Genomic DNA, 22,191 nt, shown 5'->3' with positions numbered 1-22,191 from the left:
CGGTCGGCCTCGGCGGTCAGTCTCCGCCGGGTGCGGGTGTCCGGGCATCTGTCGGGCGACGAGCTTCCCGCAAGCGACAAAAGGGATAAAAATTCCCCCAGTTGGTGGCATATACCTTCGGCCATCCGTCATACGGACGGGATAGATCGCGGAGCATCAGTCAATGCATCAGTCGATGGGGGCGGTCACAGCGGAGGGCAATCTGGCATGTTCGTCGGTCGGGAGCGGGAACAGCACAAACTCGGGCGCATCGCCGCCGCGTTGAACGAGGGGAGCAGCGGGTCCCTCGTCGTCCGAGGGGTGGCCGGGATCGGCAAGAGCGCGCTGCTGCAGCACCTGCGGAACACCCTGAACCCGGAGGTGCAGGTACTGACCGCGGTCGGCGTCGAGAGCGAGACCGAGCTCTCCTTCGCCGCCCTGCACCAGTTGCTGCTGCCCCTGCTCCCCGACGCGGACCGGCTGCCGCCGCCCCAGAGCGCCGCCCTGCGTTCGGCCTTCGGCCTGCAGAGCGCCCCCGCCGACCGGTTTCTGGTCGCCCTCGGCGCGCTGACCCTCCTGTCCGAGGCCTCCCGCGGCAACCCGCTGCTCGTCCTGATCGACGACGCGCAATGGCTCGACACCCCCTCCGCGGACGCCCTGCGGTTCGTCGCCCGCCGCCTGGGCGCGGAAGCCGTCGGCATCGTCTTCGCCGCCCGGGACGGCATCCGCCCCTTCGCCGCACCGGGCCTGCCCGAACTGCGCGTGGGCCCGCTGGACACGTCCGCCGCCCGCACCCTGCTCACCCACCACCTCCCGGCGGCCGCCCCCGTCACCCGCGACCGGCTGCTGCGCGAGGCCCACGGCAACCCCCTCGCCCTGGCCGAACTCCCGCGCGCCCTCAGCCGCCCCCAGCTCGACGGCGCCGCGGTCCTGCCCGAGGAACTCCCGCTCACCGAACGCCTGCAGCGCCTCTACCGGCACCGCGTCCACGGCCTGCTCGCCCGGCCCGGCAACGCCCTCGTCCTCGCCGCGACCGAGGGCGACGGCGACCTGGCCGTCATCCTGCGCGCCGCCGAGGACACCGACCGGGCCATGGACGAACTCGGCGCCGCGGAGAGCGCCGGACTGCTCGACCTCGACCAGCACCGCCTGCACTTCCGCCACCCCCTGGTCCGCTCCGCCTTCTACCAGGGCACCCCCCTCAACCACCGCCGCGCCGCCCACATCGCCCTGGCCGAGGCCCTCGACCCCGGCGACGACCGCCACGTCTGGCACCGGGCCGCCGCCGCGATGGCCCCCGACGGCCAGGTCTGCCACCTCCTGGCCGACCTCGCCGACCGGGTCCGGGACACGGGCGGCGTCGCCACCGCCACCAGGGCGCTGCGCCGCGCCGCCGACCTCGCGCCGTCCAGCCGCCTGCGCGCCCACCTGCTCATCGATGCCGCCGACTGCGCCTGGACCGCCGCCGAAACCACCCAGGCCCACGCCCTGCTCACCGAGGCCGAGCCGCTGGCCGACCACCCCACCCTGCGGGCCCGCCTCATGCGGGTGCGCGGCGCCATCGCGCACGCCTCCAGCGACCCGGCCAGGGCCTGCGCGACCCTCCTCGAAGGCGCCGCCCTCGTCCAGGACACCGACCCGCACCTCGCCCGCGAGTCCCTGGCCATGGCAGCCCGCGCCGCGTGGGTCGCCGACGACCCCGGACGGCTGGCGCAGATCGCCGGGGTCCTGGACGACCTGGCGGCGGCGGACGCCGCCGGTGTGGACGCCGCTGGAGTGGACGGCACCGGTGTGGACGGCACCGGTGCGGGCGCCGCTGGACTGGACGGCATCGCACCCGGCGCCGCTCGACTGGATGGCACCGCGCCGGGCGCCGCCGCACCGGGCGCCCCCGCAGAGGCCGCCCTCGCCGCGAGCGCCCCCCACGACGCCTTCGTCTCCCACCTGCGCTACCTCAGCGGCCTCGCCACCGACTCCACCACGGAGCTCGGGCCCGCTAGCCCGGAGGGCGCCGCCGACGTGCGCGGCGCCCGTATCCCCGAGACCTGGCTCGACCCCGACGACCCGCACCCCTGGGTGTGGCCCCCGACCTTCCTGCCCCACCTCCTGAACGCCACCCTGTCCTGGCGCGACGACCTGGAGCGGGCCGTGGGCACCCTGCGCCGCCACGGCGCGGTCGGCGCCCTGCCCATGTCCCTGGCCCCCCTCGTCGCCCTCCAACTGGTCACCGGACCCTGGCTCGAGGCCACCGCCCAGGGCAGCGAGGCGCTCGCCCTCGCCCAGGAGACCGGCCAGCTCGGCGCCGCGAGCCATCTGCGCGCCATGCTCGCCTGGATGGCCGCCGCCCAGGGCGACAGCGCCCGCTGCCAGATCCTGGCCCGGGAGTGCCTCGACGTCGCCGTGCCGCGCCGCATCGCCAGCGCGGTGACGCTCGCCCACTGGGCCCTCGGCCTGAACGGCCTGGCCGAACGCCGCCCCGGACACGCCGCTCAAGCCCTCGGCGAAGTCTGCAGCCCGGGCGGCGCGGCCCCACACTTCATGCTGCGCCGACTGGTCCTCCCCGACTACGTGGAGGCCGCCACCCGGGCGGGCCAGCACCAGCGTGCCGAGGAGGCGTTGCGCCGCCTGGGCGGTCCACAGGCACACGACGGACCGCACCTGCTCGCCGCCCGGCTGCGCTGCCAGGCCCTGCTCGCCCAGGGAGACCGGGCCGAGGAGCTCTTCACCACCGCCCTCGAAAAGGCCGACACCTCACCCTTCGAGGCGGGCCGCACCCGTCTCCTGTACGGCGAACGGCTGCGGCGCGACCGTCGCATCAAACTCGCCCGCGAGCAACTGCGCCTGGCCGAGATCCAGTTGCACCGGATCGGCGCGAGGCCCTGGGCCCAGCTGGCCCGCATGGAACTGGCCGCGGCGGGCGACCGGTCCGCCCAGGCCGCCGCCCCCGCCAGGACCTCCGACCACGCCGCCCTCACCGTCCGCGAACAACAGGTCGTACGCCTGGCGGCCCAGGGCCTGAGCAACGGAGAGATCGGCGCCCGCCTCTTCCTCAGCCCCCGCACCGTCGGCTACCACCTCTACAAGGCCTTCCCCAAGCTCGGCGTGACGTCCCGATCCCAACTCCTGCGTACGACGCAGTAACGCTCGCCGAGGACCGGCCCACGCCCCCTCCCTCCCAGAGCCCACGACTCGCTCGCCTAGGATCGCGGGAGCTCCTCCCCGTCGCTGGCAAGCCAGGCTGCTCGGCGCGCAGTTGACGGTCCGTAGGTATGCTCAGCGAGCGTGTGGCCGGTGGGGCCGGTCGCCGGTCGGTGCCTACGAGACGGGGAGCTGAGCGTGGACGACGCGGTGGAACTGGAGGTCATGATCGCCCAGTTGCGCGCCGCGTTGGGCCGGGCCATGGCCGACGGGGACGGCGAAGGAATTCGGTTCCAGGCCGAGAAGCTCGAACTCGAACTCACCGTGGGCGTGGAACGCAGCAAGGAGCCCGGCGCCAAGGTGCGGTTCTGGGTGTTCGACGTCCACCACTCCGCGCGCTCCGCGCACACCGCCACCCAGCGGATCACGCTCACCCTCCAGCCGGTGCGTGCCGACGCACCCGACCGGCCCGCGCTGATCTCGGACGCCGAGCTGCCCGATGAGCGCTGAGGCCGCGGACCCCGGGCCCGGGATCGACCCGCGGCGGATCGCCGAGATCATCGTCGAAACCGGAAGCGGCGGGCGGCGCGGTTCCGGCTATCTGATCTCCTCCGGCAGCGTACTGACCGCCGCCCATGTGGTCGCCGACGCGACCAGGACGGTCGTGCGGTGCTGCGCCGACCGCCCTGGCGAATGGTCGGCGCCGGCGGCCGTGACCTGGGCGCATGAGGACACCGACCTCGCCGTGCTGACCGTTGTGCCACCTGCGGGAGGTCTCCCGGTCACCGACCCGGCTCGTTTCGGGCGCATCGCCGACGACCGGCACGGCGTGGTCGGCGTGCACGCCGTCGGATTCCCGCTGTGGAAGCGGCGCCACCGTGACGGTGCGTACTTCCGTGAGCTGCACCAGGCGGACGGGACCGTGGCGGCCTTGTCCAATCTCCGTACCGGCACGCTGGAAATGACCGTGAAACCGGCCGATGCCGATCCCGACCCCGCCACATCGCCGTGGGCGGGCATGTCCGGCGCCGCGGTGTGGGCAGGCGGCACCATCATCGGCGTGGTCGCCGAACACCACCGCCCGGAAGGCCCGCGTCGGCTCACCGCTGTCCGCCTCGACTACGCGTTGCGCAGGCTCGGCGCCGCAGTCCGCGCAGAGCTCGCCCGGCTGTTGGGGCTCGCCGACCCCGAGGACCTGCCCCTCGCCCTGCCCGGGGACTCGGGCGACGAGGAGCCCGCTGCCGTCCGAGTGGTCGGAGTCCCCGTCGCGTACGGCATCGAGCTGTTCAAGAACCGCACCCGCGAACGCGACGAGATCGCCCGCCACTTGAGCGATCCCACCATCCGGATGGTGACCGTCATCGGACGGCGCGGTATCGGCAAGAGCGCGCTCGCCGCGAAGGTCATGGATCTCCTCGACCGAGGTGAATGGCCCGGCCCCACCCCGGGTCCGCAGCCGTCCGGCCTGGTGAACCTCTCCACCCGTACGTCCGGGATCTCCCTGGAACGCCTCTACTTCGGCTGCGCCCAGCTGCTCGGCTCCGAGCGGGAAGCACACCTGCGCACGGTCTGGGCCGCCGACGGGACGACACAGGACCGGCTCGACGCACTGCTCGCGGCCATGGGCGACCGGCTGATCGTCATCCTCATGGACAACCTGGAGGACCTGCTCCATGACGACTGCACCATCGCCGACGAGGAGCTGGCCGTCTTCCTCGACTGGCTGTTCCGGGCTCCCCGAGCCCCGCTGCGCCTCCTGGTCACCAGCCAGGAACCGGTGCGCCTCGCGCCCGAACTGCGTCGCTTCGCCGCCCACGTGGAACTCTCCGAGGGCCTGATGCCCGCTGAGGCAGCGGCGCTGCTGCGCGAACTCGACCGCGACGGAAGCCTCGGCATCGCCGGCCTGTCCGACGACGAACTGCTGCACGCCGCGGTCCGCGTGCACGGCGTCCCCCGCGCGCTGGAACTCCTCGTCGGTGTGCTCGCCGACGAAACGGAGCTGCTGCCCAGCCTGCGGGACGTACTCGAGGACTTCACCCGCCGCGAGAACGTCGTCGCGGACCTCGCCCAGGATCGCTACAAGCAGCTCGACGAACCGGCGCGTGCCGTCCTCGGCGTCCTGGCCGCGCTGCGCGCCCCCGCTGCGCCGAGCGCGGTCGAAGAGATCCTGCACGGCCTCGACCCGGATCTGCCCGCGTCCCCTGTCCTCACGTCCCTGGTGCGCGCGCATCTCGTCTCCCTGGACCGGGCGAGCCGCACGGTCGCCCTGCACCCTCTGGACGCCGACATAGCCTGCGCACGGATGCCCTGGCACGGACCCCTCGGGAGGCAAGCAGTGGAACGAGAGATCGCATCCTGGTACGCGCGCCAGGCCCGGCCCCAGGGCACCTGGCGGACACTGGAGGACATCGAGCCGCACCGGCGCCGGTTCGACCACCTCGTGCGGGCCGGTGACCACGACGCCGCCGCACGCGTGCTGTGCGACATCAGCGAATGGCTCGTCTGGCACGGCTCGGTGCTCGCCGCGGTCAAGATGCACCATGACGTCGACGGCCACATCGGTGACGAGCGGGTACGTCTCGCGCACACCGTCGCGTATGGACATGCCCGGCTCAGCGCGGGACCGATGAGGCAGGCGGCCGAGCTGTTCGCCGAAGCGGTGACCCTCGCCGAGAGTCTCGGCGACCGGCCCGCGCTCCAGAACGCGCTGTTCGGCCTCGGGGACGCCCACCGGCAGCTCGGCGATCTGGCGGCCACCGTCGCCTCGCTGGCCCGTGCCACCGAGCTGGCCCGTGAACTCGGCGACACCGAGCGCGAAGTGCACGCGCTGCTCTCCGCCAGCCTCGCGCACAGTTACCTCGGCGACGGCGAGCGTGCGCTGACCTGCGCCGACCAACTGGGCGCGAGGGCCGAGGCGAGCGGCGACCCGCTCACGACCGCCCGCGCGGGCAACGCGCGCACCATCGCCCTGCTCACGCTGGGCCGCTGGCGGGAGACCGCCGACGCGGGCGCCGAGACGGCCCGCGCCTACCGTGCCGCGGGCAGCCAGGAGGCGATCGCCTACGCGTTGAACGCCAGGGGCATCGCTCTGCTGGCTCTCGACGACGCGGCTCAGGCAGCCTCGGTCCTCGAAGAGGCCCGGCACGAGGCTTCGTGCATGGAGAACCCCCGGGCCGAAGGCGTCTGCCTGTTCAACCTCGCCTGGGCGTTCTGGTGCGACGACCGTCTGGAGGAGTGCGCCACGACCGCCGACCGCGCCTCGACCGCTCTGGAGATCGCCGGAGCGACCCAAGCCGCCGCGGCCCGTTCCCTGGCCGCGGCCGCCCGCGCCTGCCCCGACGACCCACGGTCCGCCGCCGAGTCCCTGACGCGAGGGGCTGCCGCACTCGACGGCAACGCCGAGGTCATCGCCCCCGCCTGGCTCGCCGACCACGCCCGCCGACTGGCGGGCTGAGCTCGCGCGGTGGCGGGAGGTCAGGCGGGGCCGTCCGGCCCTTCGGCGGGCACGGGCTCCAGTACGAAGACGGGGATCTCACGGTCGGCCTTCTCCTGGTACTCGGCGTACGGCGGATACGCGGCGACCGCGCGTTCCCACCACGCGGCCTTCTCGTCCCCGGTGACCTCACGGGCCGTCATGTCCTGGCGTACGGCCCCGTCCTGGAGCTTCACGTGCGGGTCGGCCTTGATGTTGTAGTACCACACCGGGTGGGTCGGGACGCCGCCGTTCGAGGCGACGGCCGCGTACCGCCCCTCGTGCTCCACGCGCATCAGCGGGATCTTGCGGATCTTGCCGCTGCGCACGCCGCGCGTCGTGGCGACCACGATGGGCAGACCGGTGTCCCGCAGCGTTCCGCCCTGCGCACCGTCCGAACTCTCGTACAGCTCGACCTGCTCGCGCACCCAGTGCACCGGACTCGGCTCGTACTCGCTCTCAACAGGCATCGTGGTCCCTTCGTCGTCGCTTGCCTTCGGCTCCTGCTAGGGCTTGCCTTCGTCGACCCGTCGACCACTGGGGTAACAGGGGGCGCGTGTTATTTCTTCCGAGCGGGTGCCGACCGCACGTGCCCCGGGGCGGGCGGCGGCCTTTATGAGCGCTCCTTGCCCGGAGTATGAGCAAACGATGACGGCGGACGGTCGGGCACTCGGGGGCTGTTGTGCTGGGAGGCATGAACAGCAAGCGCACGTTCCGTACCCGTTCCTCCCGCCGCTCGGCCCGCCACGCCTTGAGCGGGGTCGCCGCCGTCGCCGCGCTCGGCCTCGCCCTGGTCGGATGCGGGGGGAAGGACTCCGGCACCAGGGACGAGGGGAAGAGCAGGGCGACGGCGAGCACCGACACGAAGGTGCTGTGGCTGGGCGACTCCATCGCGGGTGCCGAGGCCCCCGCCCTGGGTGCGGCCCTGAAGGCCAGTGGGGTGGAGTTCAAGGACTCCTCCTCGGACGGCGGGGGCACGATCGTCGACAGCGGCGAGAAGATCACGCAGATGATCTCCGGCGACACCTGGAAGCAACTGGCCAAGGACATCAAGTCGTTCCGCCCCACCGTGGTCGCCTACCAGGTCACGACGTACGACTGGGGCAGCCCGGCGCGGCAGCGGGCCGCCTACGAGAAGGCCGTCGGCACGGTCGAGGACGCCGGGGCCAAGCTGGTGTTCGTGGCGCCCCCGCCCATCAAGATCGACGGGTTCTACAAGCCGCACGAGGCCCAGATGCGCACCGCCCCCAAGGTGGCCGCGGAAGTCGCCGGGAAGAGCGGTGGCGCGGCGGCGTTCTTCGACGCCTCGCAGGTGTGGGGCACCGACCACGCGGCGCAGGAGGCGCTGCGTGCCCCGGACGGGATCCACAACTGCCAGCAGGGCGCGGCCGCCTTCGCCAGGTGGTTCACCGGGACGCTGGGCAAGCAGGAGAAGTTCACGCCGGCGTCCGTGGACTCCTGGGCGCAGAAGTCCTGGACCGGCGACAAGCGCTACGGCAACCTTCGCTGTGCCGCGTGACGGAACGGCCACCGACCCCATGCCCGCGCGTCGTCCGTTGCCAGCGCCCACGCCCACGACCGCGCAGGACCGCACGGTGCCGGGTCGGCACCGTGCGGCGCGCCCCAGTGGCGTGGGCCGTGCCCATATCGCCGCCCTCGACGGGCTGCGCGGCTTCGCGGTCGTCGCCGTCCTGCTCTTCCACGCCGGGTACCTGAACGGCGGGTTCCTCGGCGTCGACCTGTTCTTCGTGCTCTCCGGATTCCTGATCACCGGGCTGCTGCTCGGCGAGGCGACGGGGCGCGGCCGGATCCCCCTGGCCGCGTTCTGGGTCCGCCGGGCCCGGCGGCTGCTGCCCGCCCTCTGCTGCGTGGTGGTCGTGACCGTGCTGGCCACGTGGGCGTGGGGGAGCACGGCGCAGCTCCGCTTCGCGCTCGACGACCTGCCCTGGGTCGGGGCCCAGGCGGTGAACTGGCACTACATCGCCGAGCAGGTCGGCTACTGGAACGCCTCCGACACCCGCGTCTTCGCCCACCTGTGGAGCATCGGTGTGGAGTGGCAGTTCTATCTGGCCTGGCCGCTGGTGGTGGCGGTGGCCGCCCGGGGCCGGTTCGGCGAGCGGATCGTGGCCTCGCTCGCCGGGGCGGGCGCCCTGGTCTCCCTCGCCCTGACCGTGTCGCTCGGCGCCGCGGTGGACACCACCCGCGCCTACGAGGGCACCGACACCCGCGCCGCGGCCCTGCTGCTCGGCGCGCTCGTGGCCACCGCGCCGGTACGCGACCTCGCGCGCCGGGTGCCGCGCCGTGCGGCCGACCTGGTGTGCCTGGCCCTGGCCTGCGGCCTCGCCGTGGCGTGGGCGGTGACCGAGGGCGAGAAGGCGCCCCTGCTCTTTGAGGGCGGGCTCTTCGTCCACTCGCTGGCCGCGGCCGTGTTGATCGTCCTGATGGCCCGGGTGCCGGGCACCTGGGCGGCCCGGATCGCGGGCAGCCGCCTGCCACGCGGCCTGGGCAAGCTCTCGTACAGCCTGTATCTGTGGCACTGGCCGGTGTACCTGCTGCTGTTGCCGAGGCTTTCGGCGCTGGGGGGCCCGGGCGGGACCGCCGTCGCCATCGGGGTTTCGCTGGTGGCCGCCGCGGTGACGACGCGGTTCGTCGAGGATCCGGTGCGGGCGCGGGCGGGGTGGGCCCGGGGCGGGCGGGGATGGATCGCGGTGGTCGCGCCTGCCGTGGCGGGAGTCGTGCTGTGGGCGGCGGTGCCGGAGCCGGTGACGGGGGCGGGGACGGTCGACGTCGATCAGTTGCGGTGACGCCCAGGAAGCCCACGCCTAGGAAGAGCCCAGCGGTACGCGTCGGCAAGCAGCGCCGAGCCGTGCGGCTCGCGCCGAGCCGCGCCGCCCGCGCCAAGCCGCGCACGCCCCGCCTCCCACCCGCCCGTACATTGGGCGATCCACCGGATGGCCCACCCGAGGCCGGGAAACCCGCCCACCGTGGAAGGACCCCTGTATGACCCGTGTCCTGCTGATCGAGGACGATCCGGCCGTGCGCCGCGGTGTCGTCCTGGGCCTGTCCCGCAACGGGCACGAGACCGAGGCGGTCGGCACCGGCGAGGACGGCCTGGAGGCACTGGCGGCCTTCAAGCCGGACCTCGTGCTCCTCGACCTGATGCTCCCCGGCATGAGCGGCCTGGACGTGTGCCACCGCATCCGCGAGACCAGCCGGGTCCCCCTCGTCATCCTCTCCGCACGCGGCGACGACATGGACGTCGTGATCGGCCTGGAGGCGGGCGCCGACGACTACGTGGTCAAGCCCGCCGGGGCCGCGGTCATCGAGGCCCGGATGCGCGCGGTGCTGCGCCGCGTCGCCCCCGCCCAGCCCGCCACCGCACCCGGCGCCGGACCCACCCGAGTGGGCGAACTCGAAATCGACCGCGACGCACTGATCGTCCGCAAGCGGGGCGAGGAACTCCCGCTCGCCCCCTCCGAGTTGAAGCTGCTGCTCTTCCTCAGTGCCGCCCCGGAGCGGACCTTCAGCCGCCAGCAGTTGCTGGAGGACATCTGGGAGCACAGCTACTACGGGGACGCCCGCCTGGTCGACGCCTGTGTGATGCGCCTGCGCGCCAAGGTCGAGGAGGACCCGCGCAGTCCGGTGTACGTCCAGACGGTGCGCGGCTTCGGCTACCGCTTCGGGCCGCTGCCCGCATGAAGCTCGCCCTGCCCCGCGGCCTGCGCCCGCGCCTGGTCGTCGCCTTCGTCCTCGTCGCCGCGCTCAGCGCGCTGATCACCGCCGCGCTCACCTTCCGGCAGGCCCGCAGCGCGATCCTGGACCGCACCCAGAACAGCGCCGTCCACGATCTGCGCCTCCAGATCGACTCGCTCGCCCCGAACCTGCCGCCCGACCCCACCGACACGGACCTGCGCACCTTCGCGCGCCAGCTCGACCGGGCCTCGGGCTCGCGCGCCTGGCACACGGCTGTCTCCCGCGACGGCGGGCCGCTCATCGGCACCGCGGGCGGCATCAGCGGCTCCCTGCGCGACGCGACCAGGAGCGGCGATGCCACCTTCTACGAGCGCGTGGAGCACGACGACGGCCCGCGCCTGCTGATCGGCATGCCGGTGAGCTACACCGGCGTCGGCAAGGAAACCGACCAGGGCAAGGGGACCGACCAGGGCAAGGGCAAGAGCACCGGCCAGGGCGAAGCCGCGGAGAAGCCGTCGGGCCTCGTCGCCTACGCCGTGCTCTCCCTGAAGGGCGAACGAGCCGACATCTCCGCCCTGATCACCGCCGCCTGGGCGGGTGCCGTCCCGGCCCTCGCCGTCGCCGTCGTACCCGCCCTGTTCGCGGCCCGCCGGGTGCTGCGTCCGGTACGCCGGTTGCGTACGGCCGCCGAGAAGATCACCTCGGGCGCCCTGGGCACGCGCCTCGACGTCGTCGGCAAGGACGAACTCGCCTCGCTGACCGGCACGTTCAACACCATGGCGGCCACGCTGGAGCGGGACGACGCCGAGCTGCGGCGGATGGAGGCCAACGCCCGCCGGTTCGCCGCCGACGTGTCGCACGAACTGCGGACCCCGCTCGCCGCGATGGCGGCCGTCACGGACGCCCTCGACGAGGACGCCCGCTCCGACACGCTGCCCCCGGACACCGCGGAGGCGGTGCTGCTCGTCAGCGGCGAGACCCGCAAGCTGACCGCCATGGTCGAGGACCTGATGGAGATCTCCCGCTTCGACGCGGGCGCGGCCGTGCTGCGCCTGGACGACGTGCGGCTCGGCACCGTCGTCCACAAGACGCTCCAACTGCGCGGCTGGCGCGAGCCGGACGAGGTGGTCACGGAGCTGCCCGACGAGGACCCGCGGATCCGGGTGGACGCGCGGCGCATCGACGTCGTCCTCGCCAACCTGATCGGCAACGCGCTGCGCCACGGCGCCGCTCCCGTCACCGTCCGGGCGACCGCCACGCGGGAGTTCCTGGTGATCGACGTCGCCGACGAAGGACCCGGCATCCCCGACGAGGTGCTGCCGCACGTCTTCGACCGCTTCTACAAGGCGGACGCCGCGCGCGTCCGATCCGAGGGCAGCGGTCTCGGCCTCGCCATCGCGAGGGAGAACGTACGACTTCACCACGGCACCCTCGTCGCCGCCAACCGCCCGGGCGGCGGCGCGGTGTTCACCCTCACCATCCCGCGCGCGCTCCGGCAGGAGGATCAGTAGTGAGGTGTCAACTTGCCTGTGTTGCCGTGGTGTTGGGTGTCCTTTCGGCGGGCTGCGGTGTCGGTTCCACCGGTCCGGTCCGGGCCGGGGCCCCGGCATCCGGCCTGCGCGAACCGGGATCCGCGGGCCACTTCGTCCAGCTCTACTTCGTCAGCCCGTACGGCATCCAGGCCGTCACCCGCGAGACCGACACCTCCGCGACCCCGCAACAGGCACTCGACCTGCTCCTCAAAGGCCCCGACGCCGCCGAACGCGCCCGCGGCCTGATCACCGAAGTACCCCCGATCCACGGGCGGTTGCTCGCGCGGGTCGCCGACGGTGCCGTGGATCTGCGGCTGCCGGTGCCGGTGGCACAGACGACCGGTGGCGGCGGTCTCGGCCTCAGCCAGATCATCTGCACCGCGGCCAACGCCCGGGTCGCCGACGGCAGACAACCCCCCGACGTGGACGTACGGGTCTACGAGGAGGGCTATGACGCGCCCTGGACCGTCCGCTGCAACGCGGCGGGCAACGTCGTTCCCGTATCCGAACCCACCCCGAAACGTGGGTCCACCAGGTAGGGCGGCTACGTGTCGAACCGGCCCGGATAGGCGGCGGCGCCGTCCGGATCCAGCAGCCACTCGCGGTACGTCGACGGATCGGCGTAGCCGTTGGCGAACCGGTGGGCGACCTCCGGGTGGTCGAAGGCGGTCTCGATGGCGCGCCGCACCTGCTCGGGCGGCGGCTCGCGCAGCATGAACTCGGTGAAGGCGTGCGTGTGCCGGGCGTCCGCCCAGTAGGTGGCGAAGGCCGCCCGCATCCACGGCTCGTCGAAGGGGCGGTCCCCGCGATCGAGGATGGCGGTGAGGTAACAGGCCGCCGCCCGCGCGGCGTTGTTCGCGCCCTGGCCGGTGATCGGGTCGTGGACGGCGAGGGCGTCCGCCATGCCGAGGACCGGGCGGCCGCCGTCCACGTGGGCCACGGGGCGGCGGACCGTCGGGGTGATCGCGCCGTACAGGGCGGCGCCGGGGTCGGTGGGTTCGGTGCGGCGGAAGCGCTCGCACTCCCACGGCGCGTACGTACGCAGCAGGTCGAGGGCGCGGCGCCGGCCCTCGGCGGCGCCGGGGCGGTCGCTCCAGCAGTCGTAGGCCCCGTCCCACCGTCCCTCGAACAGCACGATGTCGCAGGGCCCGCTGACCGTGAGCGCCCGCATGATGATGATGTCGCCCGCGGGCGGCACGCCGGTGGTCCGGACGCGGCCCGCGGCCGGGTCCGATGCGTCGTGTGCGACGCCGCGCACGTAGAAGCAGGCGAGGGTGCGCGGCGGGCGGTCGTTGGACCGGCCAGGACGGGTCCTGGCCGAAGAGCGCGGAGAGCTGCCCGCGCCCGGTGGCGAGCACGGTCAGGTCGTGGGCGGCGGCGAGGGCGGCCACGTCGGCGGGGCCGACGGACCGGTACTCCGCGCGCCCGCCCCGCTCTTCGAACAGTTCGAGCCAGGCGGCCGGCTTGACCCGCTGATCCACGGAGCGCACCTCGTCGTCGAACGGCGCGGTGAACCGGTGCACCGGCGCCTCCGGTTGCCCGTCCGGCTCCCAGTGGCTGAGCTCGAACCCCGGCATCACGGGCGCGGCGTCGTCCCAGAGCGCGAGCCCTGCCGCCCGTTCGATGCGCAGGGCCGGGCCGAACATGAGCTGGGTCGAGGTGACCCGCCCGCCCCGCACCTCCTCCGGGTGTCGCTCGGCGACCAGCGTGACCCGATGTCCGGCCGCCAGCAGCCCGAGCCCCAACTGCAGCCCCGCCTGCCCCGCCCCCACAATGGCGATCCCGCGCACCTCGTCCTCCGTCCCGCTCCCGCCGCGCCTGCCGGAGCACGGTTCAGTCGTCCCCACGCTCCGGGGCCACCAGCTGCGTTTCGTTCCGTACGCTGACGCCGTGACGCACGACAAGAGCCCGAAGCCCGACGGCACCGCGGCCGAGCGGCCCCTGGCCGTGTTCGACCTCGACGGCACCCTCGCGGACACCGCGCACCGCCAGCACTTCCTGGAGCGTCGGCCGCGTGACTGGGCGGCGTTCTTCGCCGCGGCCCCGCACGACCCGCCGCTGCCGCGCGGCGTGCGGCTCGCCCTGGACAGCGCCGAGGAGTGCGACCTCGTCTACCTCACCGGGCGGCCCGAGCGCTGCCGCGTCGACACCGAGGCGTGGCTGGCCGCGCAGGGGCTGCCCGCCGGGCCGATCCGGATGCGGCCCGACCACGACCGGCGGCCCGCGCGCCGCACCAAGCTGGAGGCGCTGCGCCGGCTCGCCCGCGACCGCGAGATCCGGATGCTCGTGGACGACGACGAGTTGGTGTGCGTCGATGCCGAGCGGGCCGGGTTCGCGGTGGTGCGGGCGCGGTGGGGCAGCGCGTCCGCGGAACTGCGGGACGCACAGGAGCGCGACGGCCGTACGTGACGGGCGGGCTGTACGTGACGCCCGGGCTGTACGTGATGTGCAGGCCGCGGGTGCGGGTGCGGGGCGGGTCGTGCCGGGGCCCGGTGGCTCAGGCCGAGTCCTCCAGGCGGAAACCGACCTTCAGGCCGACCTGGTAGTGCTTGATCTGACCGTCCTCGATGTGGCCGCGCACCTGGGTGACCTCGAACCAGTCCAGGCCGCGCAGGGTCTGTGAGGCGCGTTCGATGCCGTTGCGGATGGCCTGGTCGACGCCTTCGTGCGAGGTGCCGACGATCTCGGTGACCCGGTAGGTGTGGTCGGACATGAGCGGGCTTCTCCTCTCCGCGGCGTTGCGGTGCCCTCCACGGTAGTGCCGGGGGCGGGTGGGGGCCTGTCGGCGGACGGGCCGGATGTGTGTGGGGGACTCACGACGGAACTGCCGGGAATCTGTGTGCGCCTGTCCACCGAAGTGTCACGGATCGGTGCACACCCCTTGACCGAGGGGTTGGTCCATACCAAAATCCTGCACACCCGTTCGAGCTTCTGCTCTTCCCCACGTCGGGCTTCCCCCGCCCTGTCCGCAGGCAGAAAGTGACCGACGTGAACCGCCGCCGCCTCCGCATCTCCCTGTCCCTGACCCTGGCCCTCGCCGCCACCGCCCTGCTGCCCGGCTGCGGCCATCTGCCCGGCGGCGGGGACGACCGCAGCACCGTGCAGGTGTGGCTCATGCGGGGCAGCGCGTCGGACGCCTTCGTGAAGCGGTTCACGGCGGACTTCGAGAAGCGGCACGGCAGCCTCGACCTCGACGTCCGCGTCCAGGAGTGGACCGGCATCGGCGAGAAGGTCAAGGCCGCCCTGAAGGACGACGACGGGCCGGACGTCATCGAGGTCGGCAACACCCAGGTCGCCCAGTACGTCGACCAGGGCGGCCTGGAGGACCTCACCCTGGAGTCCGCCCGCGACCTCGGCATGGAGGACTGGCTGCCCGGCCTCGCCGAGCCGGGCCGCTACGACGGCGGCCAGTACGGCATCCCCTGGTACGCCGCCAACCGCGTCGTCATCTACCACAAGGACCTGTTCGCACAGGCCGGGATCAAGCAGCCCCCGAAGACGCGCCAGCAGTGGCTCGCCGACACCCGGCGGCTCGACTCCGGCGGCACCCAGGGGCTCTACCTGGCCGGTCAGGACTGGTACACGCTCGCCGGATTCATCTGGGACGAGGGCGGTGACCTCGCCAAGGGGGAGAAGTCCGGCTCCTGGCAGGGCACCCTCGACACGCCCGCCGCGCTGCGCGGGATGGAGTTCTACCGGCAGCTCCAGGCGCTCGGCGACGGGCCGCCCGACGCCGACGAGGAGCATCCGCCGCAGTCCGGGGTGTTCGCCAAGGGGGACGTCGCCCAGATCATCGCCGTGCCCGGCACCGCGCGTGCCATCGAGGCCAAGAACCCCGAGCTCAAGGGGAAGCTCGGGTACTTCCCCATCCCCGGCAAGACCGCCGGCAAGCCCGGTGCCGTCTTCACCGGAGGGTCCGATCTCGTCGTGCGTGACGGGACCGATGAGCGGAAGGGGGCGGTGGAGGTCGTCAAGGCCCTCGCGGGGGAGAAGTGGCAGACGGATCTGGCCCGGACGATGGACTACGTGCCGAACAAGACGACGTTGGCGTCCGTCGTCTCCGGGGAGGCCGGGGTTGCGGCGATGGCCGCGGGGGCGGCCCGGGGGCGGGCCACGCCCAAGTCGCCCGCGTGGGCGGCCGTGGAGGCGGACAATCCGATCAAGGCTTATATGTCCAAGGTGCTGGGCGGGGGTGATCCGGCCCGCGAGGCCAAGCTGGCCTCCGGCCGGATCACCAAGGCGTTGGACACGACCGGGTCGTGAGGCCGGTCAGCCGGGCGTGGCACGTGCCGCGCCCGGCACCGGCGGCTGTGCCCACCCGTGCCGCTCTGCGGCACGACTGCCCACCACGGTCGGCGGCAGAGCTACGCCGGTGTGCTCAGCGACAGCGCGAAGCGCGCGCGTTCGTCCGTCCACCAGTGCGTCAGCGACAAGTCCGCAGCCGCCAGTTCCGACTTCACCACCTCCTCGCGGAACTTCGCTGAGATCTCCGTGCGGAGGTCCTCGCCCTCCTCGAAGTGGACTGCCAGGTCGAGGGCCGGGACCTTGACCGTCTGGGCGGCGCGGGAACGCAGGCGCATTTCGATCCACTCCCGGGCGCGGTCCCAGACGGCGACGTGGGCGTACGCGTCGGGGTCGAAGTCGGCGCCCAGTTCGCGGTTGATGACGTGCAGGACGTTCTTGTTGAAGGCGGCGGTCACGCCCGTCGTGTCGTCGTACGCCGCTACGAGGACCCCCTCGTCCTTGACCAGGTCCGTGCCGAGGAGCAGCGCGTCGCCGGGGGAGAGGAGGCCGCGTACCGACGTCAGGAACGCGGCGCGCTCGGCGGGCAGGAGGTTGCCGATGGTGCCGCCGAGGAACGCGACCAGGCGCGGGCCCGGCGTGCCGGGCAGGGCGAGGCCGCGGGTGAAGTCGGCGATGAGGGCGTGCACGTCGAGGGCGGGCCGCTCGGCGATCAGTGTGTTCGCCGCGCCGGTGAGGGCGGACTCACTGACGTCGACCGGCACGTAGGTGTGCAGCTCGGGCATCGCGTCGATCAGGTGCCGGGTCTTGTCGGAGGAGCCCGAGCCCAGTTCGACCAGGGTGCGCGCGCCCGTCGCCGCGGCGATCTCGGCGGCCCGGTCGACCAGGATCTCCCGCTCGGCGCGCGTGGGGTAGTACTCGGGCAGGGTGGTGATCTCGTCGAACAGGGCGCTGCCGCGGGCGTCGTAGAACCACTTGGGCGGCAGCGACTTGGGGGTCCGGGTGAGGCCGTGCAGGACGTCGGCGCGCAGGGCCGCGCCCGCGGCGTCCTCGGGCAGGGTGCGGGTCAGCAGGAACGGGCTCACGCGGTGGGCTCCTTGAGCGGGGTCAGCAGGATGTCGGTGCTCGTGGCGGCGAGCAGGGTGCGGTCGGGCACCTCGCGCCAGGCCGGGTCGTCGTCGTACGGCTCGGAGGCCACCACGGTGCGGCGGCCGGGCTCCGTGAGGTACCAGAGGGTGTCGCCCCAGGCCGTCGCGGCGATCGTCTCGCCGTCGGTCAGGAGCAGGTTCAGGCGCGAGGCGGGCGCCGCGCGGGCGACCTCCACGGTGATGTCGCCGAGCGCCTGCGCGGCCTCGTCGCCGCGCCGCAGGCGTTCCAGGACCAGCGCCCACACCAGCGCCGAGTCGCAGCGCGCCTCCAGGGACAGCAGGTCGGCGGGCGGCAGCGTGGTCGCGACCGCGGCGAGCGAATCCGGCCAGCCGGACACCGCGCCGTTGTGGCTGAACAGCCAGGGCCCCGCGGTGAACGGCGCCGCCGCGGCCTCCCCGTCCGCGCCCGCCTCGGTGGCGTCCCGCACCGCGGCGAGCACCGCGCCCGAGCGCACCACCCGGGCCAGGTCGGCGAAGGACTGGTCGCCCCAGATCGGCACGGACCTGCGGTAGCGCGCCGGCACCGGATCGCCCTGGGCGTACCAGCCCACGCCGAAACCGTCCGCGTTGACCGTGCCGTGCCGCTGTCTGCGCGGCGCCCACGACTGCCGGAACAGGCTGTGTGCGGGCTCCACGAGAAGGGCGCCGAGGGCCTCGGGCTCGCCAAGAAAGGCGAGATGACGGCACATCAGAGCGCTCCTTCGGCGGTCTCGGCGGCCGTGACGTCGCGCGCCGTGCGGAAACCGGAGAAGATCTGCCGCCGCACCGGGTGGTCCCAGTTGCGGAACGTGCCCCGGCACGCCACCGCGTCGACGGAGAAGGCGCCGCCGCGCAGCACCTTGTAGTCGCCGCCGAAGAACACCTCCGAGTACTCGCGGTAGGGGAACGCGACGAAGCCCGGGTAGGGCAGGAAGTCGCTCGCCGTCCACTCCCACACGTCGCCGATCAACTGCCTTACGCCGAGCGGTGACGCGCCCAGCGGGTAGCTGCCCGCGGGCGCCGGGCGCAGATGCCGCTGGCCCAGGTTCGCCCGCTCCGGGGTCGGGTCCGCGTCGCCCCAGGGGTAGCGCAGCGACCGGTCCTCGCCCGGGTGGTGCCGCGCGGCCTTCTCCCACTCGGCCTCGGTCGGCAGGCGCCGCCCGGCCCAGCGCGCGTACGCGTCCGCCTCGTACCAACTGACGTGCAGCACCGGCTCGTCGGCCGGTACCGGTTCGAGTGCGCCGAACCGGCGCCGCAGCCACTGGCCCGCCTCGCGCCGCCAGAACAGCGGCGCCGTCAGCTTGCCCCGGCGCACCGCCTCCCAGCCGCGCTCGTGCCACCAGCGCGGCTCGTCGTACCCGCCGTCGTCGATGAACCGCTGGTACGCGGCGTTGGTGACCGGCGTGGTGTCGATGAAGTACGGCGGTACCAGGCGCCGGTGCGCGGGGCGTTCGTTGTCGAGCGCCCACGGCTCGGCCGACGTGCCCATCATGAACGGGCCGCCGGGCACGAGGACTTCGGACGGGCCCGGGAACGGCGGCGCCGGTTCCGGGTCCGGTGCGGTGAGCGCGGGGGCGCCCGCCCGGAGCTGATGGGTGATCAGCATCGTCTCGTCGTGCTGCTGTTCGTGCTGCGCGATCATCCCGAAGGCGAAGCCCGCGTCGGTGAGCGGCGAGCCGTGGAACGGCGCGCTCTCCAGCAGGTCGAGCGCGCGGCCCCGCACGTCGGAGGCGTACCGGCGGGCCTCGTCGGGTGCGAGCAGCGGCAGCGAGGGCCGGGCGGCCCGGGGGTGCTCGAACGCGTCGTACAGCGAGTCGATCTCGGGCCGCAGGGCCGCACGACCGCCGACGGCGCGCAGCAGCCACTGCTCCTCCTGGTTGCCGATGTGGGCGAGGTCCCACACCAGCGGGGACATCAACGGCGAGTGCTGCGCGGTGAGTTCGTCGTCCTCGACGCAGGAGGTGAGCAGCGCGGTGCGCTCGCGCGCGGCGAGCAGCGCGCTCTGCGCGCGGGTCCGCAGCACCTCGGGGTCGGTCGGGGAGCCGTCCTTGGGTCCCGTCGTGGAACCGGTCATCGGTGTGCGTCCTTCCCGAAGAGAGGGGTCCCGTCCGCGTGCGTCCCGTCCGGGGGCACGCCGTCCGGGTGCGTGCCGTCCAGGCCTGCGCCGTCCGGATGTGTCCCGTCGAGCAGGTCGTCGGCGGGGCAGCGGCCGCGGGCCACATAGCGGTCGGCGTGCGCCGCGACGACCGACAGGACGTGACTGTCGGCGCCGAGCCTCGGCAGCGCGTCGAGCGCGGCGGCGAAACAGGCCGTGGCGGCCTCGTGCAGCTCCGGGTCGGCGAGACCGTGGCGGGCCGCGTCCAGCCACAGCGGGCTGTGCGGCGCCGGAGTGGCACCCGCGCGCTCGGCCAGCGGCTTGACGGTGCGGTAGGCCGTCTCGGCGGCGCCCGCGTCGTCGAACAGCGCGCTCGTCACCGCGAGCGGCACGATCCAGCCGTCCTCGCCCGGCTGCGCGTCGACCATCCGCAACTCCAGGTGGCCGCGCGGCCTGACCGGCGGGAACAGCGTGGTGAGGTGGTAGTCGAGGTCCGCCCGGGTGGGCGGGCGCGGCGCGCAGGAGCGGGCCCAGGCCCGGAAGCTCAGGCCGTCCGGAACCAGCCACGGCGTCTCGTCGGCGGGTTCGCCGCGCACGCACATCACCGGCGCGTCCAGGGCGTGCCGGGTCCACGCGGCCCGTGGCTCCTCGTCGAGGGCGGGCGCCCCCGACCGGCCCGGGTCGATGCCCGCCCACACGGCCTGGCGCGTGGAGCGCCAGCCGGTGCGACGGCCCTCCTGCAGCGGGGAGTTAGCGAACGCGGCGACCAGTACGGGGCCGAGCAGATGGGCCAGGCGCCAGCGGCGCGCGTAACCCAGCGGCCCGGGCTCCTCGTACCCGGCGTCCAGGCAGATCTGCACGGACGCGGTGGAGCACATCATGCGCCGGCCGGCCTCGCCCGTACGGTCGAACCACGACTCCATCGCGTCGTAGCGCGGCTCGTTCAGGATCCGGGCGGGCGCGCGCCAGGGGTCGGCGCCGAGGCCGGTGAGGGTCAGATCCAAGGAGCCGAGCGTGTCGCGGACGACGGCCAGATCGGCCGCTACGGCTGACACGCACTCCATGAGGGACGCGGCGGGAAGCGAGCTGAGCTCCAGCTGGCCGCCGGGTTCGACGGTGACCGTCGAGTGCAGTGGCTTGGTCCGCAGTGCCGCGCGAGCTGCTTCGACACGGGCGGACGACACGGGCGTACGGGGCGCGTCCGGGGTGTGCAGGAGCCATTCCAGCTCCACACCGGTGACGGCGGGCGGGCCCGTCTTGAAGCAGATGCCGCGCACCAGGGCCTCTATCTCGGCCTCGGTCACGGCCTCGCCGAGGCGGGCTCGGCGTTTCGTACAGTCTCCCTCTGGCATGTCGCGGGTCCTCCTGTTCGGCCTGCGCGGGCGGACTGCCCGCGCAGCGCTCGTAACACCCAAGACCTTCAACCTATTTCGCACAAGACTGCACTCATGGCCGGGAAATACCGTTGCGATGGCCGACAGGCACGGCACACCATCTGTTCATGTTCGACACGGGGTACGTACGCGGGCACGGCATCGGGGACATCCGAAACGGGGCCATGTCCAGCATGGGGGACGGTGCCGCACCCGGCACGCGGAGCACGGCGGCGCCCGCCGCGGGGCGCCGGTGAGCGCGCGGCTGCGCGGCATCGCGCAGGACACGGTGGACATCGTCGCCCTCGGGGCGTACACCGCGCCGGACGGGCGGCGCGTCGAGCTCGCGGACGCGGTGGCCGCCGCGCGGGCCGGGACCCGGCTGTACGGCCCCGACCCCGTGGAGGTGCCGCCGCGCGCGCCCGGCCCGACGACCGTCGAGGTCACCGGGGAGTCCAGCCTGGCGGCCGCCCACCGGCTGCACGCGGCGGGCGGCGGTCCCGTCGCCGTCCTGAACTTCGCCTCCGCCCGCAATCCGGGCGGCGGCTTCCTGAACGGCGCACAGGCGCAGGAAGAGGCGCTGTGCCGCTCCTCCGCGCTGTACGCCTGCCTCCTGGAGCGGCGCGACTTCTACGACCACCACCGCGCCCACCGCGACCCGTTCTACAGCGACCGCGTCATCCACGCGCCCGCCGTCCCCGTCTTCCGCGACGACCGCGGCGGCCTCCTCGGTGCCGCGTACGAGGCCGGGTTCCTCACCTCGCCCGCGCCCAACGCCGGAGTGGTGCGGCGCACGGCGCCCGGGCGGGCCGACGCGCTCCCCGCCGCCCTCGCCGCCCGCGCCGCCCGCGTCCTGGAGACCGCTGCGGCCTGCGGCTACCGGCGGCTGGTGCTCGGCGCGTGGGGCTGCGGGGTGTTCCAGAACGATCCGGCGCAGGTGGCGGAGGCGTTCCGGGCGCCGCTTGCGGAGGGCGGCCGGTTCGCGGGGTACTTCGAGCACGTGGTGTTCGGGGTGCTCGACCGGAGCCGGGGGGAGACGACGCGCCGGGCATTCGAGCGGGTCCTCGGGGCGGTGGGGCGGACGAGGCCGGTCTGACGGCGCGCGGGTCCGGCGAACGGGTGGGCGCCCGCCTCAGTCCTGGCCCTGCTCAAGGCGGTACTGCTCCGCCAGCTCGTCGAACGTGTCCGTGGCGGCCTCGCCGAGGACCGTCGGATGTGCCCCGCCCACGAACGCCCGCACCCGGTCCCTGACCTCCGCCGCCTTCTCCGCGCTCGCGAAGACGCCGAGGACCAGGACACTCCCCGGGGCGTCCGCGGCCCGCGCGTCGCCCAGCGTGAAGCCCCACGGCACCTCACAGGGCCCGTCGTGGTCCTCGACGGGACACAGGAGCCGGGCGAGCGGCTCCTGGAGGGCGAGCGCGGCGTCGGTCCCGGCGAAACCGTGGATTCGGATCTCGTAGATCTGCACGTGTGGGACGGTAGGCGGGCGGGGCGACGGCCGCACGGGGTTTTCGGCGGACGGCGTCTCAGCCCTGCCGCA

Annotated in this window: 20 protein-coding genes; 12 read left to right on the top strand and 8 right to left on the bottom strand. The window is 73.7% G+C overall.

Features of this window, described 5'->3' with window-relative positions:
* The first annotated feature begins 207 nt into the window (after positions 1-207).
* The 3 genes from IE274_RS40160 (at position 208) to IE274_RS36175 (ending at position 6,571) form a co-directional block, all read left to right on the top strand.
* Positions 208-3,120 carry a helix-turn-helix transcriptional regulator gene (locus IE274_RS40160; protein WP_190120189.1) on the top strand — a complete coding sequence of 971 codons (2,913 nt, stop codon included), beginning with the start codon at positions 208-210 and terminating at the stop codon, positions 3,118-3,120.
* Between the two features lie 195 nt (positions 3,121-3,315).
* Positions 3,316-3,627: a trypco2 family protein gene (locus IE274_RS36180; RefSeq protein ID WP_190120188.1), complete on the top strand. Its 312-nt coding sequence runs from the start codon at positions 3,316-3,318 to the stop codon at positions 3,625-3,627.
* A complete protein-coding gene (locus tag IE274_RS36175; protein WP_190120187.1) occupies positions 3,617-6,571 on the top strand; it encodes a trypsin-like peptidase domain-containing protein in 2,955 nt (984 codons plus the stop codon). The genes IE274_RS36180 and IE274_RS36175 overlap by 11 nt, the downstream gene beginning before the upstream one ends.
* Positions 6,572-6,591: 20 nt before the next feature.
* Here the strand turns inward: IE274_RS36175 and IE274_RS36170 are convergent, their stop codons facing one another.
* Positions 6,592-7,059, bottom strand: a complete 468-nt coding sequence (locus tag IE274_RS36170) for a nitroreductase family deazaflavin-dependent oxidoreductase (protein WP_190120186.1) — start codon at positions 7,057-7,059, stop codon at positions 6,592-6,594.
* A gap of 224 nt (positions 7,060-7,283) precedes the next feature.
* On the opposite strand from IE274_RS36170, the gene IE274_RS36165 reads away from it, so the two are divergent.
* The 5 genes from IE274_RS36165 to IE274_RS36145 all read left to right on the top strand — a co-directional run bounded on the left by IE274_RS36165 (position 7,284) and on the right by IE274_RS36145 (position 12,353).
* A complete protein-coding gene (locus tag IE274_RS36165; protein WP_190120185.1) occupies positions 7,284-8,108 on the top strand; it encodes an SGNH/GDSL hydrolase family protein in 825 nt (274 codons plus the stop codon).
* Between the two features lie 127 nt (positions 8,109-8,235).
* Entirely contained in the window at positions 8,236-9,393 is a 1,158-nt protein-coding gene (locus IE274_RS36160; RefSeq protein WP_372447258.1) for an acyltransferase family protein, read from the top strand.
* 196 nt (positions 9,394-9,589) lie between these two features.
* On the top strand, positions 9,590-10,288 hold the full coding sequence (locus tag IE274_RS36155; RefSeq protein WP_190120183.1) for a response regulator transcription factor: 699 nt from the start codon (positions 9,590-9,592) through the stop codon (positions 10,286-10,288).
* On the top strand, positions 10,285-11,793 hold the full coding sequence (locus tag IE274_RS36150) for a sensor histidine kinase (RefSeq protein ID WP_190120182.1): 1,509 nt from the start codon (positions 10,285-10,287) through the stop codon (positions 11,791-11,793). Before IE274_RS36155 ends, IE274_RS36150 begins: the two co-directional genes overlap by 4 nt.
* Before the next feature lie 26 nt (positions 11,794-11,819).
* The gene (locus IE274_RS36145; protein WP_229910037.1) at positions 11,820-12,353 is read left to right on the top strand and encodes a hypothetical protein; all 534 of its coding nucleotides are present in this window, start codon (positions 11,820-11,822) and stop codon (positions 12,351-12,353) included.
* A gap of 5 nt (positions 12,354-12,358) precedes the next feature.
* On the opposite strand, the gene IE274_RS39835 is transcribed toward IE274_RS36145, so the two are convergent.
* Positions 12,359-13,072 (bottom strand): styrene monooxygenase/indole monooxygenase family protein, encoded by a 714-nt coding sequence (locus tag IE274_RS39835; protein WP_198897921.1) that lies wholly within the window; start codon positions 13,070-13,072, stop codon positions 12,359-12,361.
* 632 nt (positions 13,073-13,704) lie between these two features.
* Here IE274_RS39835 and IE274_RS36135 point away from each other — a divergent pair.
* A complete protein-coding gene (locus IE274_RS36135) occupies positions 13,705-14,223 on the top strand; it encodes a phosphatase domain-containing protein (RefSeq protein ID WP_190120180.1) in 519 nt (172 codons plus the stop codon).
* A gap of 88 nt (positions 14,224-14,311) precedes the next feature.
* On the opposite strand, the gene IE274_RS36130 is transcribed toward IE274_RS36135, so the two are convergent.
* Complete coding sequence (locus IE274_RS36130; protein WP_190120179.1) at positions 14,312-14,527, bottom strand: dodecin; 216 nt, start codon at positions 14,525-14,527, stop codon at positions 14,312-14,314.
* A 275-nt stretch (positions 14,528-14,802) separates the two neighbouring features.
* Between IE274_RS36130 and IE274_RS36125 the strand changes: the two genes are divergently transcribed.
* A complete protein-coding gene (locus IE274_RS36125; protein WP_443732150.1) occupies positions 14,803-16,077 on the top strand; it encodes an extracellular solute-binding protein in 1,275 nt (424 codons plus the stop codon).
* A 101-nt stretch (positions 16,078-16,178) separates the two neighbouring features.
* On the opposite strand, the gene egtD is transcribed toward IE274_RS36125, so the two are convergent.
* Genes egtD through egtA form a run of 4 tightly spaced genes read right to left on the bottom strand, consistent with a single transcriptional unit; the run spans position 16,179 to position 20,630 of the window.
* Positions 16,179-17,141: an L-histidine N(alpha)-methyltransferase gene (gene egtD, locus IE274_RS36120; RefSeq protein WP_190120178.1), complete on the bottom strand. Its 963-nt coding sequence runs from the start codon at positions 17,139-17,141 to the stop codon at positions 16,179-16,181.
* Positions 17,138-17,893 carry an ergothioneine biosynthesis protein EgtC gene (gene egtC, locus IE274_RS36115; protein ID WP_190120177.1) on the bottom strand — a complete coding sequence of 252 codons (756 nt, stop codon included), beginning with the start codon at positions 17,891-17,893 and terminating at the stop codon, positions 17,138-17,140. The genes egtD and egtC overlap by 4 nt, the downstream gene beginning before the upstream one ends.
* Positions 17,893-19,257 carry an ergothioneine biosynthesis protein EgtB gene (gene egtB, locus IE274_RS36110; protein ID WP_190120176.1) on the bottom strand — a complete coding sequence of 455 codons (1,365 nt, stop codon included), beginning with the start codon at positions 19,255-19,257 and terminating at the stop codon, positions 17,893-17,895. The genes egtC and egtB overlap by 1 nt, the downstream gene beginning before the upstream one ends.
* On the bottom strand, positions 19,254-20,630 hold the full coding sequence (gene egtA / locus IE274_RS36105) for an ergothioneine biosynthesis glutamate--cysteine ligase EgtA (protein ID WP_190120175.1): 1,377 nt from the start codon (positions 20,628-20,630) through the stop codon (positions 19,254-19,256). The genes egtB and egtA overlap by 4 nt, the downstream gene beginning before the upstream one ends.
* A gap of 149 nt (positions 20,631-20,779) precedes the next feature.
* Between egtA and IE274_RS40155 the strand changes: the two genes are divergently transcribed.
* Both IE274_RS40155 and IE274_RS36100 read left to right on the top strand, forming a co-directional pair.
* Positions 20,780-20,908 carry a hypothetical protein gene (locus IE274_RS40155; protein ID WP_268255607.1) on the top strand — a complete coding sequence of 43 codons (129 nt, stop codon included), beginning with the start codon at positions 20,780-20,782 and terminating at the stop codon, positions 20,906-20,908.
* Positions 20,905-21,747: a TIGR02452 family protein gene (locus tag IE274_RS36100; protein ID WP_190120174.1), complete on the top strand. Its 843-nt coding sequence runs from the start codon at positions 20,905-20,907 to the stop codon at positions 21,745-21,747. The genes IE274_RS40155 and IE274_RS36100 overlap by 4 nt, the downstream gene beginning before the upstream one ends.
* Before the next feature lie 36 nt (positions 21,748-21,783).
* Here IE274_RS36100 and IE274_RS36095 read toward each other — a convergent pair whose 3' ends face one another.
* A complete protein-coding gene (locus tag IE274_RS36095; RefSeq protein WP_190120173.1) occupies positions 21,784-22,119 on the bottom strand; it encodes a hypothetical protein in 336 nt (111 codons plus the stop codon).
* Between the last annotated feature and the right edge of the window lie 72 nt (positions 22,120-22,191).

The sequence above is a fragment of the Streptomyces flavofungini genome (assembly GCF_014650815.1).
GTDB lineage: Bacteria > Actinomycetota > Actinomycetes > Streptomycetales > Streptomycetaceae > Streptomyces > Streptomyces flavofungini.
This window is presented reverse-complemented; position numbering and strand designations above follow the sequence as displayed.

Coding starts and splice junctions, on each gene's coding strand:
- IE274_RS40160 (WP_190120189.1), top strand. CDS start 208: ATGTTCGTCGGTCGGGAGCGGGAACAGCACAAACTCGGGCGCATCGCC.
- IE274_RS36175 (WP_190120187.1), top strand. CDS start 3,617: ATGAGCGCTGAGGCCGCGGACCCCGGGCCCGGGATCGACCCGCGGCGG.
- IE274_RS36170 (WP_190120186.1), bottom strand. CDS start 7,059: ATGCCTGTTGAGAGCGAGTACGAGCCGAGTCCGGTGCACTGGGTGCGC.
- IE274_RS36155 (WP_190120183.1), top strand. CDS start 9,590: ATGACCCGTGTCCTGCTGATCGAGGACGATCCGGCCGTGCGCCGCGGT.
- IE274_RS36165 (WP_190120185.1), top strand. CDS start 7,284: ATGAACAGCAAGCGCACGTTCCGTACCCGTTCCTCCCGCCGCTCGGCC.
- IE274_RS40155 (WP_268255607.1), top strand. CDS start 20,780: ATGTTCGACACGGGGTACGTACGCGGGCACGGCATCGGGGACATCCGA.
- egtC (WP_190120177.1), bottom strand. CDS start 17,893: ATGTGCCGTCATCTCGCCTTTCTTGGCGAGCCCGAGGCCCTCGGCGCC.
- egtB (WP_190120176.1), bottom strand. CDS start 19,257: ATGACCGGTTCCACGACGGGACCCAAGGACGGCTCCCCGACCGACCCC.
- egtA (WP_190120175.1), bottom strand. CDS start 20,630: ATGCCAGAGGGAGACTGTACGAAACGCCGAGCCCGCCTCGGCGAGGCC.
- IE274_RS36130 (WP_190120179.1), bottom strand. CDS start 14,527: ATGTCCGACCACACCTACCGGGTCACCGAGATCGTCGGCACCTCGCAC.
- IE274_RS36150 (WP_190120182.1), top strand. CDS start 10,285: ATGAAGCTCGCCCTGCCCCGCGGCCTGCGCCCGCGCCTGGTCGTCGCC.